The organism is Gracilimonas sediminicola (genome assembly GCF_024320785.1).
In the GTDB taxonomy this organism is placed as follows: Bacteria; Bacteroidota; Rhodothermia; order Balneolales; family Balneolaceae; genus Gracilimonas; species Gracilimonas sediminicola.
In genome coordinates this window covers 318,973-336,203 of sequence record NZ_JANDBC010000002.1, presented here as the reverse complement: position 1 = coordinate 336,203, position 17,231 = coordinate 318,973, and the positions used below count along the sequence as shown (strand labels likewise).

Below are 17,231 nucleotides of genomic sequence, written 5' to 3'. Positions count from 1 at the left end.
TTTTTTATTTTAACCCCTCTCTTTATGTCTGAAGAATTTCAAACGATACAAAGCATAGGAAGCAAAGGGCTTCTTGAAAAGATTTCAAACTATGATGCTTTCAAAAACGAAAAGGTAACGCAATCTATTGGAGATGATGCTGCCGTTATCAAAGAAGATGGCGGAAACCTGACCCTTCTTTCCAGCGATACCTACGTTGAGGGCGTAGATTTTGATCCTACTTATACTCCTTTTAATCACCTTGGCTATAAAATACTTTCAGCGGGCGTAAGTGATATCTATGCCATGAATGGCAAACCGGAGGCAGTTCTGGTAAATCTTGCCGTACCCAACCGAATGTCTGTCCAAATGGTTGAAGATTTATATCAGGGAATTTATGCAGCCGGTAAGCTCCATGAGGTTGAAGTTGTTGGTGGCGACCTGAAAGCCAATCACGCCAACCTGGTGGTTTCCATTAGCGTGTATGGTAAAGTAGATGAAGAACACATCACATATCGTAAAGGTGCCAATGAAGGCGATGCCATTTGTATAACCGGAGATCTTGGCGGAGCCCTTGCCGGACTACGGATTCTAATGCGTGAAAAGAAATTCTGGGAGGAGCATGGCGATGAATCTATTCAGCCCGAGCTGGGAGATTATCAGTTTGTGGTAAAGAGACAATTGGTACCTGAAGCAAGAAAAGATCTTGTGGATACGTTAAGAGAGCAGAACTTTATACCCACCTCCATGATTGATATCACCAAAGGGTTGGTTAGTGAAGTAAATTCCATTTCCGAGGCATCTGATCTCGGAGCCTACATTTATCAGGCGGCATTGCCTATAGCAATCGAAACCCGTCAGGTAGCCGACGAAATGCAAGAAGACGTAGATCGCTACGCGCTGTTTGGCGGAGAGGATTTGGAACTTATGTTCACTTTGTCGGAAGAGAAAGTGGAAGAGTTCGTTAATCATTTTAATGATTTTGTAGTAATAGGGCGCATGGTTCCTAAAGAAGAGGGCATGAAAATGCAGACGGCAGAGGGCGACGTGGTCTCATTTGATGATTTGTCATAATAAACTCAGTGGCACGTTTTTTGCCAAGAGTTAGTTCGGTTCAATAAAGATAATTCGATCTGGTAAACTCATCTGAGTGTAAGGTTCGTTATATTATAGTCTAAGATAATTTTATAAGCTTGTTTTAATGGCGCAGAAAGACCAAAATCAAAAAAAATCAGTAAAGCCAGACGGCAAAAAAGGCGGTAACTCCCCTAAATTTCCCACCTGGAGCATATTTGTATTATTCTTCGTACTTCTACTTGCACAAATACTTTTCTTTTCTCCCGACACCGGAAACAGAATTAAATACAGCAAGTTTCTCGAACATGTTGAAAATGGATATGTAAATGAAATAACAATCACCAATGGAGTGGATGTAACCGGGGTCTATTCTGATAAAGCCATATCCGATGGAATTATAAACCGGCCGGCTCAGGAAGACAATAACAATCTTCCGTTTTCAACAGAAAGCGTTGAAGATTTTAGAAAATTCAGAACCACCATGCTGCGCGGGGATGAAATTCGCCCTGTACTGGACGCCAATGCTGTTGAGTATGACGTTCGGATTGAAGAAGACTGGTTTAGCGGTATTTTCGTTTGGCTGATCCCAATTGCGCTATTGATTGTAATCTGGATATTCATTTTCAGAAAAATGAATCCCGGACAACAAGTTCTCAACATTGGAAAGAACAAAGCCTCTCTCTACGATCAGCAAAAAGAAACCAAAGTTACGTTTGAAGATGTGGCCGGACTTCAGGAAGCAAAAGCTGAAGTTGAAGAGGTTGTAGAATTCCTGAAAAACCCTCAGAAGTTTACCAAGCTTGGCGGTGTACTCCCTAAAGGCGTGCTGTTGGTGGGCCCTCCCGGAACCGGTAAAACATTGCTTGCAAAAGCAACTGCTGGAGAAGCCAGCGTGCCATTCTTTAGCTTAAGTGGGTCAGACTTCGTGGAAATGTTTGTTGGAGTGGGAGCAGCCCGAGTTCGTGACTTGTTCAAGCAAGCCAAGGAAAAAGCCCCATGTATTATATTTATTGATGAAATTGATTCCATTGGTCGTACCCGTGGAAGAGGAATGGCAATGGGTTCCAATGATGAGCGGGAAAACACGTTGAATCAGCTGCTCAGTGAAATGGATGGATTTAACTCTGACAAAGGAGTAATTCTGATGGCGGCCACGAACCGTCCGGATATTCTGGATTCAGCCTTGTTACGCCCCGGTCGTTTTGATCGTCAGATTATGATTGACAAGCCGGACTTAAACGGTCGGGTCGAAATCCTGAGGGTTCACACCAAAAAATTGAAGCTGTCGGATAATATTGACTTGAGAGTGTTAGCATCTCAAACTCCGGGTTTTGCCGGTGCTGATTTGGCCAACCTCTGTAATGAGGCTGCCCTTTTGGCTGCACGACGAGAGAAGAGCAGCATTGAGATGGAAGACTTCCAGGATTCTATTGAGAAAGTAATTGCCGGATTAGAGCGTAAGAATAAGTTGATTAGTCCAGACGAGCGAAAGATTGTGGCATATCACGAGGCCGGTCATGCTGTTGTAGGCTGGTTCCTGGAGCATACCGATCCGGTATTGAAAGTAAGTATTGTACCACGTGGCTTAGCCGCATTGGGTTATACTTTACAGACTCCTCTGGAAGAACGATTCCTCATGACAACCGAGGAATTGAATGATAAAATCTGTGCGTTGCTTGGTGGACGAGTAGCTGAAGAAATTATCTTTGGCCGAATCTCAACCGGTGCACAAAACGACCTTGAGCGTATCACAACAATGGCGTTTGCTATGGTTGCCGAATACGGTATGAGTGAGAAACTTGGATATATTTCTCTGAAAGATTCCCAGAACCCTGAAAACAGCTACGGATTCAATAAAAAGTATTCAGAGCAGACCAGTGAGCAAATCGATAAAGAGGTCCGCAGAATTATTGACCTGAATCATGACCGAACCATCGAGTTGCTCAAGAAGCATAAGGATGAGCTCGAGAAACTGGCTGAAGCACTTCTTGAAAGAGAAGTTCTTGACCACCACGCCCTGAGGGACTTGCTGGGTGATCGTCCGCACGGAAAATATCCGGATGGAATTTTCGAGCCACGCTCTGATTCCAAGAAAAATGGAGTTCAGAAAGAGGACGAAGAAAAATCTGATGTGGCTGATGCTGAGATAGTTGAATCTGAGGATACTCAAGAGGCAAAAGAAGAGACAAAAAACGACACAGAAGATTCTTCAGACAAAAAAGAGAGTGAAGAGTCCAAGGCCTGAAAGATTGGCTATTAACATTGAGATAATCTACAGGTAAACAAAGGATAACGCCTCCTTAACAGTAGCGCAAAGGCTGAGGTTTAGTTTTGCAGTGCATTATGAAAGCAAAACTAAAACATATCAGCACACGTGAAAACACACATAATATCAGCACTCGTTTGTTTTGCGCTTTCTTTTTCGTTTAACCTAAAAGCGCAGGATGCAGGTACCATCACCGGTACCGTAGTAGATGCCGAAAGCGGCGAAACTCTTATCGGAGTTAATGTAGTACTTCAGGGAACTACCATTGGTACTTCCACAAACCTTGATGGCCAATATACCATCAAGAATATTGAGCCGGGCAGTTATACCCTTGAAGTCAGTTATATTTCTTTTCAAAAACAAACCATTACCGGCGTAGAGGTAAATTCCGGCGAAGTAACCAAGCTGGATATTACCCTTCAACCCGAAACCGAAAAGCTTGACGACGTAATTATTACGGCCGAAGCTATTTTGGATAATGAAGCCGGGTTGCTCAGGCAGCGCCAAAAAGCCATTTCATTCAGCGATGCTATTTCTGCTGAAAGTATCTCCAGCAGCGGTAGCGGAGATGCAGCCGGAGCCCTAAAGAAAGTTGTTGGGGCTTCTGTAGTGGATGGTAAATATGTATTCATCCGGGGATTGGGAGACCGATACACCAGTACCCACCTGAATGGATCAGAACTGCCTTCTGCAGATCCTAACAGGAAATCTTTTCAGCTCGATATATTCCCAAGCAATCTTCTGGAGAATATCGTAACCCTGAAAACATTTACACCCGATAAGCCGGGTAACTTCAGTGGGGGGTTGGTAGATATTGCAACCAAGGATTTTCCGGAGCAATTCTCATTCCAGGCTTCTGCCTCAACAGGGTTTAATACCAAATCTACATTTACAGACCTTGTTGTAGGAGATGCAAGCAGCACCGATTATTTGGGTTTTGACGGAGGAAGAAGAGGAGTCCCTCAGGAAGTCCGGGACTTTATAAAAAGCGGACAGGAATTTCCAACCCTGCGTGATACCCGCAATGATCCGGAAGCTGCAGAAACGCTCGATCGTTTATCAAATGCTTTCAACAACGAATTTCGTCCCCGTGAGCAGTATGGGGTGATGGACCAGAGTTATGGTATTTCCGTAGGGAATCAGGTTCCCTTTTTAGGAAACGACCTGGGATACACGGCCAGCTTTTCATACAGCCAGGGGTATTCAGGTTATGATGACGGAGTGGTATCAAGATACGACCTGGTTGGTAATTTCGACGATTCTGAGCAGCTGTTTCGCCGGCTTGATGTGACTGACATCAAAGGCCAGCGCAATGTGGACTGGGGTGGAATGGCAACACTATCGTATCGACTGTCTGATGCGCATAAAGTTTCCGCACGTTTCCTGAGAACTCAAAGCGGTACCGGCGAAGGCCGCTATTTAGAAGGTTTTCAGTACGACATCCCCAATGCTCTTTTCCAAACGCGTGTGGTTCAATATACGGAGCGAAGTCTGTCTTCATTCCAGTTAAGCGGGAAGAGCTATTTCGAGAACTTTCTCAAAACTACGGTGGAGTGGAAAGCCGCAAGCGCAACAAATATTCAGGATGAACCTGATTTGCGTTACTTCACTACCCAGGTGGATACTTTTCCATCAGGGGCAATTCTCCATTCAAGCCCAACCAATAACTTCCAGCGACCAGGACGTTTCTACCGAAATCTGGAAGAGTCAAACCGTTCAGTTGGTGTGGATGTAACCATTCCTTTTAATTCCTTCAACGGAGTGGCAGGTAACATCAAGTTTGGTGGTAACCTTGTTGATGTTGATCGTGATTTCAGAGAACAACGATTTGACTTCTATACCGACACACAGAACTTCACCCTGAACGATGTGGAAGGGAATGTGGATGCGTTTTTTGATTCACTGGGAATCTTAAGATACAGCAACAGTGGCCGGCCACAATTCGGAAACTATGTGCAGAATGCTTCCACCCCAAGAAGTAATTATGACGCCACTCGAACCGTTTCTGCTGCTTACCTCATGGCCGAATTGCCCGTTACCGATTGGTTCAGGCTAATTGGGGGAGTGCGGCTTGAGCAGGCTGATATTGAAGTGGTAAGTCAGGATACATCGCTCGCTGTTGGTTCAATCTCCAATACCGATTATCTGCCTTCTGTGAACGGTATTTTCAGCCTCACCGATAATATGAACATCCGGGCAGCTTATACCAAAACGGTAGCACGCCCGACATTCAGAGAGCTTGCACCTTATATCACCTTCGACTTTGTAGGAGGATTATTATTTCAGGGGAATGAAAACCTGAAGCGCACGCTGATTACCAATTATGATATTCGCTGGGAATTATTCACTGGTCCGGGTGAAATACTGGCTGTAAGTGGGTTCTATAAAGAACTGAAAAATCCTTTAGAGCGGGTAATCAGAACAGATATCGGGAATGATGCACTTTCCATTCAGAACGTAGAAGAAGGTCGTGTGTACGGGCTCGAACTTGAAATCCGCAAGAACCTGGGCTTCCTTACCGAGAATCTGCGTCACTTTTCATTAGCTACCAACTATACGCTTGTACGCTCTTATGTGGATATTCCTGAATTAGAACTGCTTGTAATTCGAAATGCAAAACCTGATGCAGAAGATACCAGGGAACTGCAGGGCCAATCTCCTTTCCTCTTCAATTTTGATTTGGGGTACTCAAACCCTGACATCGAGTTCAACTCCTCGGTGAGCTACAACTACTTTGGAGACCGATTGGGGATTATCTCTGAGGGCGCCACCCCGGATATTTATGAACGAGGATATGGCTCTCTCAACTTCACCGCCAACAAAACCATTGCTGATCATTTCGAGCTCAGCTTTAAGGTGGGCAATATTCTGGACCCGTATATCATTCAGTCACAATCCTTTAATGGTGACGAATATTTCTATCAGCGATATAAGCGTGGACGTACATTTTCTCTGGGCATTAAATACAAGATTTAAAGAGGCTTTAACTTAAATCCCAAATAACCAAAACGTACAAATGAAAAAAGTAACGCTACTTATTGCAGCACTGATGATTGTTCCCGCTCTTGCGATGGCGCAAACAACAGTGACTGTCAGTTCTAACATAACGGAAGACACCGAATGGACTTCTGACAACGAATACCTGCTCGATGGTATGATTTTCGTAACCGACGGTGCGGATCTTTATATCGAAGCCGGAACCACTGTTCGCGGAGCGGCAGGGCAAGACCTTGATGCTTCCGGGCTGGTAATTACCCGCGGTTCCAGAATCTTCGCTGAAGGCACTGCAGATTCCCCAATTATCTTCACAGCAGAAGATGATGCCAACTTAACCAAAGATGATGTTGGTGAGTGGGGTGGTATTGTAATTCTTGGTCGCGCATCAACAAATAATACAGTTGAAGCGACCATCGAAGGTGTGAATGAGATCGAATCTGATCCTGCTCTTGTAGGCTACGGTGGAGATAACGACATGGACAATTCGGGTGTTCTTCGTTATGTATCTATTCGACATACAGGAATCAACATTGGTTCCAGTTCAGGTAATGAAATTCAAGGACTGACTTTAGGTGCAGTAGGTGCCGGTACTACCATCGAATACGTTGAGTCATTTGCCTCAGGTGATGACGGATACGAGTGGTTCGGTGGAACAGTAAATACCAAATATTTGGTGTCTGCTTTTAATAATGATGATGCCTTTGACTGGGACCAGGGCTTTCGTGGAAAAGGTCAGTTCTGGTTTGTGATTCAGGACAGTGATCAGGCCGGACGTTCTGCTGAAATGGACGGAGCCGGAGGAGATGAAACAGGTACTCCATTCGCCTATCCTGTTATCTCCAACGCTACCTATGTAGGGCCGGGAGTTTCTTCCACTCCATCCGGAGATCCTGGACAAATGCTTGAGTTCCGTGACAACACCGGTGCTCTTTATACTAACTCTATCTTTACCGACCACCCGGGTAACGCCCTTCGTGTGGAAGATGTGGACGGAGTTGATGAATTCGATTCAAGAGCTCGTCTCGAAGCAGATTCTTTGAACATCAATAATAGTGTATTCTTCAGCTTTGGTACAGGAAACACCCTGGCCGACATGGCTACCAACGATTACGAAGCCACCATGCTGAATGAAAACGGCAATAGCGTTACAGATCCTCAGTTAGGGGGAATTAGCCGAACCGATGATGCAGGTTTAGACCCGCGTCCGGGTAATGCTGATGTTCTTGAGGGAGCAGAAATTCCAAATGATGCTTTCTTCAGTAATGTAGCTTACAAAGGTGCTTTTGGCGGTAACAACTGGTTAGCCGGATGGACTGCCCTGGATCAATACGGATATCTGGCAGCTGAAGGGACAGCTGGAACGGTAACTGTTTCAGCCAATATTACCGAGGATACATACTGGACCGCAGACAATGAATATCTTCTGGACGGGATGATCTTCGTAACCAATGGTGCGGATCTTTATATCGAAGCCGGAACCACTGTTCGAGGAGCAGCCGGTCAGGACCTTGATGCTTCCGGATTAGTAATTACTCGCGATTCCAGAATTTTTGCTGAAGGTTCTCCAAGCAACCCTATTGTATTTACAGCTGAAGAGGATGCCAACTTAACCAAAGATGATGTTGGAGAATGGGGTGGTATTGTAATTCTTGGCCGAGCATCAACCAATAATACTGTTGAAGCGACCATCGAAGGTGTGAATGAGATTGAGTCTGATCCTGCACTGGTAGGATATGGCGGTACAGACGACATGGATGATTCCGGTGTACTTCGTTATGTATCGATCCGACACACAGGGATCAACATTGGATCAAGTTCAGGTAATGAGATTCAGGGACTGACTTTAGGTGGAGTAGGTGCCGGTACAACTATCGAGTATGTTGAGTCATTTGCCTCAGGTGATGACGGATACGAGTGGTTCGGTGGAACGGTAAACACCCGTTACCTGATTTCCGCTTTCAACAATGATGACGCTTTTGACTGGGATCAGGGCTTCCGTGGAAAAGGTCAGTTCTGGTTTGTAATTCAGGATAGTGACCAAGCAGGTCGTTCAGCTGAAATGGACGGAGCCGGCGGAGATGAAACCGGTACGCCATTTGCTTACCCTGTAATTGCAAATGCTACCTATATTGGACCGGGTTCATCCTCAACACCATCCGGAGATCCGGGACAAATGCTGGAATTTCGTGATAACACCGGTGCTCTTTACGCCAACTCTGTATTCACCGACCACCCGGGCAATGCTCTTCGCGTGGAAGATGTAGATGGCGTAGATGACTTCGATTCACGTGCCCGACTGGAAGCAGACTCACTCAACATCAACAACAGCTTCTTTTTCGACTTCGGTACAGGTTCAACTATTGCTGAAATTGCCACCAACGATTACGAAGCCACCATGCTGAATGAAAACGGAAACTCAGTGACCGACCCACAACTGATTGGTATCAGCCGAACTACTGACGGAGGTTTGGATCCTCGTCCTGTTCCAACAAGCCCTGTCTATGGTGCAGCCGGCTCGATGGGAGACAGCTGGTTCTACAGCACAAATTACGTTGGTGCCTTCGATGGTACTAACTGGGCAGCAGGATGGACTGCTCTGGATGCTTACGGCTTCCTGGGAGACGGCGTGGTTACGGATACAGAAGAACCGGTTGCCGAAGTGCCAAATGCGGTTTCTCTGAACCAAAACTATCCGAACCCATTCAACCCAACTACACAAATCAGCTTTACACTGCCAAAAGCGCAGCAGGTAACACTGAAGGTGTATGACATGCTGGGACGTGAAGTTGCTACGCTTGCAAACAGAGAAATGTTCTCTTCAGGTATGAATACCCTGAACTTTAATGCAAGCAATCTCTCAAGTGGTTTATACATCTATCGCTTAACCAGTGGAAATGTGGCTATAACGCGTAAGATGACACTGATTAAGTAATTAACCTATTCCTACTCACATAAACGTCTCACATCACTGTGAGGTGTGCTGATCAGAGAGAGCTCCGGGGAACCGGGGCTCTCTTTTTTTTGACTACAGATATTGGATTTAAGGATTACTGGGATTACTTAACCTCTTTGTCATTCCTGCGGAGGCAGGAGTCTGGTTCTCGGACATTTACAGTGAAATGACATTTTCGGTATCAATCTTGGTAACAAAGTTGTTGACACTCAGCAGATATTCCCGTACCATTAATCGTATAATTACGATATACGATTATGGCACTCACAAAAGCACAATTATTCGACGAAAAACAGGTGAAAGCTGCTGAGTTTGCAAAGGCTCTGGCTCATCCCGCACGTATAGCTATTCTGGAAATACTGGCAAAACGAAATACCTGTATATGTGGAGATATCACCGAAGAGCTGCCCCTGGCTCAATCCACCGTTTCCCAGCATTTGAAAGCATTGAAGTCTGCGGGAATTATAAAAGGTGAGATCGACGGAGTCCGAACCTGTTATTGCCTGGATGAAGAAAATGTAGCTGAATTGAAAACCGTGATGGAATCACTGTTAAAAGATCTGACGACCCAAAACCCAAATTGCTGTTGAAAAAGTATTCATAATCCCCCAATTCAAAATTTCCCAATTATGAAATCACATCAAAAATCACCCGAAGAGCTAAAAGAAACAGTTCGCCAGAAGTACAGCCAGATCAGTGAGCAGGCTAAAGATTATAACGCTCGTTCATGTTGTGGTGCAGGGGGAGAATCTACCAAAGTATATAACATCATGACGGATGATTACAGTGAACTGGAGGGGTATAATGCTGATGCAGATTTAGGTTTGGGTTGCGGGCTGCCAACACAATTCGCGCAAATCAAGAAAGGGGACTATGTAATTGACCTGGGTTCCGGGGCTGGAAATGATTGTTTTGTAGCAAGGCATGAGGCAGGGGCAGAAGGGAAGGTGTTGGGAATTGACTTTGCAGAACCGATGATTGCTAAAGCACGGCAAAATGCAGACAAGCTCGGGTTTAATAATGTGGAATTTCGATATGGGGATATAGAAGAACTGCCGGCTTCTGATGATGTAGCCGATGTAGTGGTCAGCAACTGTGTATTGAACCTGGTTCCCGACAAAGAAAAAGTTTTTACCGAAATTCACAGGGTGCTTAAACCCGGCGGACATTTCAGTATTTCTGATATTGTATTGGAGGGAGATCTCCCGGAAGCCCTTCGGGAAGATGCCGAAATGTATGCAGGATGTGTAGCCGGCGCCATCCAAAAAGAAACCTATCTGGGCTATATCAAAGAAGCCGGATTTGAAGACATCACCATCCAGAAAGAAAAACCGATTGAGATTCCCGAGGATATTCTAAGTCAATATTTAGCTGAGGACGAAATAGCCGAATTTAACTCAGGCGGAACCGGTATTTACAGCATCACTGTATTTGCCCGGAAAGCCGGGGAAGGTAAATCTGCGAAAAAGGAAGCCGTGACGATGCTCGGAAATGCCAATGCAAATGCTTGTGAGCCCGGTTCGGGATGCTGCTAAGTTTGTTAACTGATGTATCATAAACTGAAAGAATACATTCAAAAGCTGGAACCCGGTTACGATTCCATTCCTGACAAAAGAAAGGAAAACCTGAAGAAACTGTCTGATTATATCAGGAAAAAAACAGAGAATGACCGGGTAGCCAAACTGAACTTCATTTGTACGCATAACAGCCGGCGGAGTCACCTCGCCCAGATCTGGACTGCAGCGGCTGCGCATTATTATGGGATCGATAATATTGAAACCTATTCAGGCGGGACAGAAGCAATAGCCTTTAATCCGAGGGCGGTGGCAGCTATTGAAAGAGCCGGTTTTGAGGTTGAAAATCCCGGTGGAGACAATCCCCGGTATCAGGTCACATTTAGTGATGAGGCAGAATCGCTTACTTGTTTTTCCAAGAAATTCGATGATGATGTCAACCCGGATGCATCTTTTGCGGCTGTAATGACCTGTTCCGATGCAGATGAAAATTGCCCGTTTGTGCCCGGTACCGAATTCAGGATTGCTGTTACCTATCGTGATCCAAAAGAATCAGACGGCACCGATAAAGAGAAAGAAACCTATGATGAACGATGTTTTCAGATTGCTAAAGAGATGTTTTATATGATGAGCAACGTCTAAAAAAATTTATCCATATTAATCGCAAAAATACGATAAAATGAATACTTCAACTTTTATAACCACTTTGGTAAATAACACAGGAAAAGAGCTGCAATTCAGTCTTCCGGACTCAACGGTAATATCCGGTGATCTTCACATCACCGAAATACAACACCATTCGGTAGATTCAGTGGATTGTGGCGGAAACGAGCACTCATACAATGAAACGGTAATTCAGCTTTGGGTGAATGAGAACTCTGAAAATAAGGCTGAATGGACAACCGACAAGGCACTTAAGATCATCGGGCTTGTGGGGGAAAAACAAGAATACCGTGATGAAGCTGAATTGTTTATTGAGTTCGGCGATTCCGCTCATCCCACTATTCGATATTCTATACAAGATGTAAAGGAAAATTCAGAAATGCTTATTATGGCATTGTCGGTAAAACCCACTGTATGCAAACCAAGTTTAAACAGAGAAGTGAAAGCGGGGGCTTGTTGTTAAGATGTCAAATTCGGAAAAGAGCATGGACTTTTTTGAGCGATACCTGACAGTTTGGGTATTGCTGTGTATCGGAATTGGAATTGGGGTAGGATATCTGGCCGGGGATTCCATCGAAGTCATCAGCCGATGGGAGATTTACAAAGTCAACATACCCGTAGCTGTTTTGATCTGGCTGATGATTTACCCCATGATGCTACAGGTTGATTTTGCTTCGCTCAAAGAGATCGGAAAGTCACCGAAAGGAGTAGTGTGGACTGTTATCATCAACTGGGCTATAAAACCCTTTACCATGGCATTCTTTGCCTGGATATTCTTTGATCAGCTGTATTCTGCATGGCTGAGTCCTGAGCTGGCTGACCAATATATTGCCGGGGCAATCCTGCTGGGAGCCGCTCCTTGTACGGCTATGGTGTTTGTATGGTCCTATTTATCGGACGGAGATCCTAATTATACCCTGGTGCAAGTCTCGGTAAATGACTTGCTGATATTGGTATTGTTCATTCCTATTGTTGGTCTGTTGCTGGGTATTACGGATATTATCATTCCGTGGAATACATTGGCAGCCTCCATTATCGTTTTTGTGGTGATTCCATTAGTAGCGGGTTATCTGACACACAAAGTGGCCATCGCTAAAAAAGGGAAGCAGTGGTACACCGAAACCTTCCTGCCAAAGTTCAAACCTGTTTCCATTTCAGCATTATTGATCACATTGATTCTGCTGTTTGCTTACCAGGGAGAACGCATTATATCACAGCCTTTGGATATCATCTTCATTGCCATCCCTCTGATCATCCAGACATATTTCATCTTTGGAATCGCATGGTTTGGGGGAAAGTGGATCGGGTTGCCGTATCAGGTTTGTGCACCGGGATCTATGATCGGGGCCAGTAACTTTTTTGAGCTTGCAGTTGCCGTGGCTATCGCTTTATTCGGACTGCAGTCTGGTGCAGCTTTAGTAACCGTTGTTGGTGTTTTGATTGAAGTGCCTGTGATGCTATCGCTGGTAAGATTTGCTAACAGCAAGCGAGCAAGCTACTGATACACGTAACGAGGGTAGTTTATCTGATTTCTGCTAATTGTGGATTTCGGGTTTTGAACCATGATTTGTAGGATGATAGGATTGCAATGATTAGTACTGGCTCTGATGCTCTGCGTCGGAGCGGATATTAGTTTGTAAGTATTGTACAGTTCGCATCCGCAAGGAGGCCCAAATAATAGTCTAACGCATTAGAGATAGCTGCCATAGATCCGTGTTGTCAATCTTTAAAAGAGGCTGGATGGCAAGAAGCCCAATTTTTCCAATTTGTGATTCCAGGTATTCAAGTTCTTCAAACTGAGCTTCAACATCTGGATCGGGAGGTAACTCCACACCACTGTCTTTCATAATCAGAATGCCTTTTGCTTTAATGGATAGCTCCAGGTAAACGCGTAAGTAGCAAATAATATCGCCTACTACTGCCGGCGGAAACTTATCACGTATAGATTGAATATATCCTCCAATTCTTGTCTGTGAGATATTGCCGGCTAATAAGATTTGTAACAGCTCCATGTCACTGTCGAGCCCGGTGCCGAGCCAGGAGCGGGTGTGAGCCTCACTTTTCTTGAATACGAGGTATAAAACAGGCGGTAAAGAAATGGTGATGAGTAAGGCTGAAGTAGTAGGTGGCAGCAGAAACATGTTAAATAAAGCATGCAGTACCACAGCGAGCAGGAAACCGGGGACAAATGAAAGCATAGCCGGCCAGTCTTTAGTATCGAATAAATCCTTACTGATGATAGCTGCGATGGCTGTTGTACAACCATGCATTATAGCTGTGCCGAATCCCCGTACAAACCAGGTGATCAAAGTAGCTTCTTCTAATGCTCTAAGGTAATACAGGTTTTCAATAATGGCGAATCCGGCTCCTACAGCCAGGCCAAAAATTGCAGCATCTACCATAAACCCGACCCTACGAGTCACAATCAGAAAAATAACAGGGAGAAATTTTAAAAACTCTTCACTAACCGGTGCTATATACCTGGATAACGCCGCTCTGTCAATACCTGTATTATTCAGAATGGTTCCATGAAACAGTACAGCTATACCGGCTATTAAGAATCCAAAGAGAATGGTGATTATCACTTCTCTTGTTTTTATAAGCTGAAAGCTGTCAAGCATCCACATGCCAATCAGAAAAATGACTATGGGCAAAAGGGCAAAACTAAACTCTAAAACCTGGATCATGCTCGCAAATTTTATTTTATCTCATCAATCTTAATGAAATCATCAGTTCATCACTGCGGGTGCCTGCAATATCGTTCCAGGCAGAGGCATAACCTACTGAAAAGGTAGATTCCAAGATGGAAATGACGGATAACCTGAAGTCTAACTGTGCCCCGGCATTGTAATATCGTTGCAAAAAGGTATCATCATCTATGTTGGTGAGTAATCCTGTGGTGAATAGATTAAGTTGTGCCCAGTTAGCATATAGGTTCATAAAACCGGCCCTTTTAAATCGCACAGGTGGGAGGGACCATTCCACCATCAGTTTTCCATAATTGGTACCGCCAACCTGGTTTAGATCCGCACCGGGAAAAGCCTGTGGCGATCGGTATCTTTTACTGGGTTTGTAATCAATCCAGTTGTTACCAAATCCTCCAAAATAGAAGTTGCCAAGAGGCTCTCTTCTGGGGGAGAATGAAATGCCTGCCGAAGACCTTAGCCAAATGGAAGAGTGGTGAATAGGCAATGCAATTCCATAGTCCAAATTTTGATTTACCCTCGGAAATAAAGTGCCCTCAACATAATTGTGATAGGTCTGCAGCTCCCAACCCCATCCTTTTTCATAATCCACTGCTCCTAATGATGCCAACATGGCTTTATAAGATAAACTGCCCGAAAGAGAAACGAATTCAGAAAAAGAGGTAATTACATTCTGGAAACTTGGCAGTCGTTCCATCCCACCATAGTAAGCGGTACTTAAATCAGCCGTAAGCGTTTTATCAACCTCGTCCATCAGTTGAAAATTTCTTCCCAATCCAATGGAATACCCTTTACGTGACTGTTTGGTAGGGCCAAAAAGGTCATAGAAATCAGCTCCGTTATAGTTACCGAAATATCTCCACTTTTGAGCTTCATAGGAAAAAGAAGCATGGAATCTTTCATCACCGGCCAGACTGGAATAGGGGGAATAAGATAGTGCAATGCCCAAATTGTGAAACCTGAGTGGGTCGTTGAAATTGAATCGCATTCCGGCTGCGGCATAGTCTTTGAATCCCTGAATAATAGGGTAGGCCGAGGTTAAAGCCATGTTTGAGAAAGGTGTATAATCGGATTGTCCCGTCCGTAATTCATCCACGTTATACTTTTCGGGAGAAGGCGGGGGAAGCATCCAGTCTATAACAACGGGGTGCTTTTCAACTATTTCTTGCCCAAGAAAATTAATGGCACTTACTCTTTCCGCAGGCTTGTTCTCAATGAGTACAGGTAAGAATCCTTTTCCCGTATATTCGAACGCCATGAGGGTGTCATCCGTAATGGGAATAGGTTTGAAATAACCGGTTTCTACATTGGTAAGCCATTCCATTTGATCGTTTTCGATGTCATATCTGGTAATATTTGATACACCGGAGTAATAGCTGGAACCAAACAAGAACTTTCCATCTTTAGAAAACTTAAAACTGGCGGGGGAACTCACTTCGAAATCATAGATTTCCTTAGGCTCAAATTTCCCCTGCATTAAAGAGTCGGTACTCATCATGACCAGCTTTTGCAGGCCTTGCACATCACCGATAGCAGCACTCAAATATTTGCCGTCGGGAGAGATATCGATATCAAAGAGATCTTCACCATAAGGCATGGAATGGATTCGGTTCCATTCTGTATATGGCTCCGGGATGCGAATTAAGGATACAATGCCATTTAAATGCCTGACTCCCCAAAGAGATCGGTCATTGGGATTGAACACCAGATCTCCGGCGCGCAGATCTTTTATCAATTGCCTTGAGTTGCCGGTTTCTATGTTTACGGCAAATAAATCACGCCAGCCGTTATTATCATTGGTATAGAATATCGTTTGGCCGTCAGCATTATAGGCTAATGAACTAACGAAGTAGAGAGCAGATCCATTAATATCTGCAACACGCTCCATTCCCCCCGTTCTTGGATCTAACAAAGCGATATGTGCAATCTGGCCCGGGAGATCAGCTGCAAAAATAATTTTATTCAATTCTTTTGCATAGATAGCTGAAGAAACACCTCCAATGGGTGTTTCTGAGAGTAAGGTTCTCTCTGTAACCGGATTCCTTCTGATGTTAGCCAGATTATTTTGTTGCCATTCTTTTTCCCATTCTATCCATTCAGACCATTCATCATCTAATGAATTTCCGTAAACCTGCTCAAATTGTCGGGCATAAAATCTTTTACTGTCGTCATCCCGGGAAACCCACTCAAGTAAAGATTCCGGTCCATATTGGTAAGACAGGTAAGCCATAAAGCGGGTGCCATACATGTAGGAATTTGCACCGGCTTCAAAGTCGGTAGTGGTGCCTTCTGACTCCAGCCCAACGGCATCATAAATATAGGAAGAGTCGCGCACCATAGTCCGGAACATCATTTCGTCATATGCGCCCATTACTCGTCCGATGCCGCCCGACATCCACGTGGTCATATACTCAGCAATACCTTCATGGTACCATCTTGGGGAAAAAATCCGGGGCACCGTCAGGTAGCTGTATAGCATAGAAACGGGGTTGTCCCGATCAGGGAAAACTTTACCGGCAAACAGTTTACGATAAAAACGATCAGCTGAAGATGATTTCTCCTGAGCGATTATATGAACCAACTCGTGCTTCATCAGCACACCTATTCGTTCATTAGCGGGGTTGGTCTCGTATGCATAATGGAAGGGAGCTATTCCCATCAAAATCACATTATTAGGTACGGCTGAGGCACCACCCTGCGCAAAGTCACCAAAATCGGACATTATCACCGTTACCGGCTCAGTAACCTGGTAGTTAAACTTATCTTTATGGAAATCGAGTGCGTTGGTGTAGCTTCGGATTGTGTGGTTGATGAGGTATTCATGCCCGAAATTATAATAAACAAGGTTCAGATCTTCCGTTTTTACCGTTTTGTACTGCCCGAAGGCAAAGGATTGAAATAATAAGAGTATGAGACCTCCCAAAATAAATTTGCTTGCATAACCCAAAATGTACTCCGTTAATTTTTTTGTTAACCCCGCACCTATTTAATCAACCCTGACTTAAAAAACAAAAGAATGACCCCGATTAAAGGGCCATTCTTGATTTGCCGCAGCAGTTAGCTTCTATGTTTGAATA

At 44.4% G+C, this 17,231-nt stretch carries 11 protein-coding genes; 9 read left to right on the top strand and 2 right to left on the bottom strand.

What is annotated here, in order from left to right; genetic code table 11:
- The first annotated feature begins 24 nt into the window (after positions 1-24).
- The 9 genes from thiL to arsB all read left to right on the top strand — a co-directional run bounded on the left by thiL (position 25) and on the right by arsB (position 12,951).
- Positions 25-1,053, top strand: a complete 1,029-nt coding sequence (thiL, locus tag NM125_RS11280; RefSeq protein ID WP_255135032.1) for a thiamine-phosphate kinase — start codon at positions 25-27, stop codon at positions 1,051-1,053.
- A gap of 127 nt (positions 1,054-1,180) precedes the next feature.
- Complete coding sequence (gene ftsH, locus NM125_RS11275; RefSeq protein WP_255135031.1) at positions 1,181-3,301, top strand: ATP-dependent zinc metalloprotease FtsH; 2,121 nt, start codon at positions 1,181-1,183, stop codon at positions 3,299-3,301.
- A gap of 129 nt (positions 3,302-3,430) precedes the next feature.
- A complete protein-coding gene (locus NM125_RS15985; protein ID WP_255135030.1) occupies positions 3,431-6,298 on the top strand; it encodes a TonB-dependent receptor in 2,868 nt (955 codons plus the stop codon).
- A gap of 40 nt (positions 6,299-6,338) precedes the next feature.
- The gene (locus tag NM125_RS11265; protein ID WP_255135029.1) at positions 6,339-9,251 is read left to right on the top strand and encodes a T9SS type A sorting domain-containing protein; all 2,913 of its coding nucleotides are present in this window, start codon (positions 6,339-6,341) and stop codon (positions 9,249-9,251) included.
- A gap of 278 nt (positions 9,252-9,529) precedes the next feature.
- Positions 9,530-9,862 carry an ArsR/SmtB family transcription factor gene (locus NM125_RS11260; RefSeq protein WP_255135028.1) on the top strand — a complete coding sequence of 111 codons (333 nt, stop codon included), beginning with the start codon at positions 9,530-9,532 and terminating at the stop codon, positions 9,860-9,862.
- Positions 9,863-9,901: 39 nt separating this feature from the next.
- Complete coding sequence (locus NM125_RS11255) at positions 9,902-10,807, top strand: arsenite methyltransferase (RefSeq protein WP_255135027.1); 906 nt, start codon at positions 9,902-9,904, stop codon at positions 10,805-10,807.
- 12 nt (positions 10,808-10,819) lie between these two features.
- Positions 10,820-11,428, top strand: coding sequence for an arsenate reductase/protein-tyrosine-phosphatase family protein (locus NM125_RS11250; protein WP_255135026.1), 609 nt, complete (start codon positions 10,820-10,822; stop codon positions 11,426-11,428).
- Positions 11,429-11,465: 37 nt separating this feature from the next.
- A complete protein-coding gene (locus tag NM125_RS11245; protein WP_255135025.1) occupies positions 11,466-11,912 on the top strand; it encodes a DUF6428 family protein in 447 nt (148 codons plus the stop codon).
- Between the two features lies 1 nt (position 11,913).
- A complete protein-coding gene (arsB, locus tag NM125_RS11240) occupies positions 11,914-12,951 on the top strand; it encodes an ACR3 family arsenite efflux transporter (protein ID WP_255135024.1) in 1,038 nt (345 codons plus the stop codon).
- Positions 12,952-13,131: 180 nt separating this feature from the next.
- Here arsB and NM125_RS11235 read toward each other — a convergent pair whose 3' ends face one another.
- Complete coding sequence (locus NM125_RS11235; protein ID WP_255135023.1) at positions 13,132-14,136, bottom strand: PrsW family intramembrane metalloprotease; 1,005 nt, start codon at positions 14,134-14,136, stop codon at positions 13,132-13,134.
- A 16-nt stretch (positions 14,137-14,152) separates the two neighbouring features.
- Positions 14,153-17,077 (bottom strand): TolB family protein, encoded by a 2,925-nt coding sequence (locus NM125_RS11230; protein WP_255135022.1) that lies wholly within the window; start codon positions 17,075-17,077, stop codon positions 14,153-14,155.
- Between the last annotated feature and the right edge of the window lie 154 nt (positions 17,078-17,231).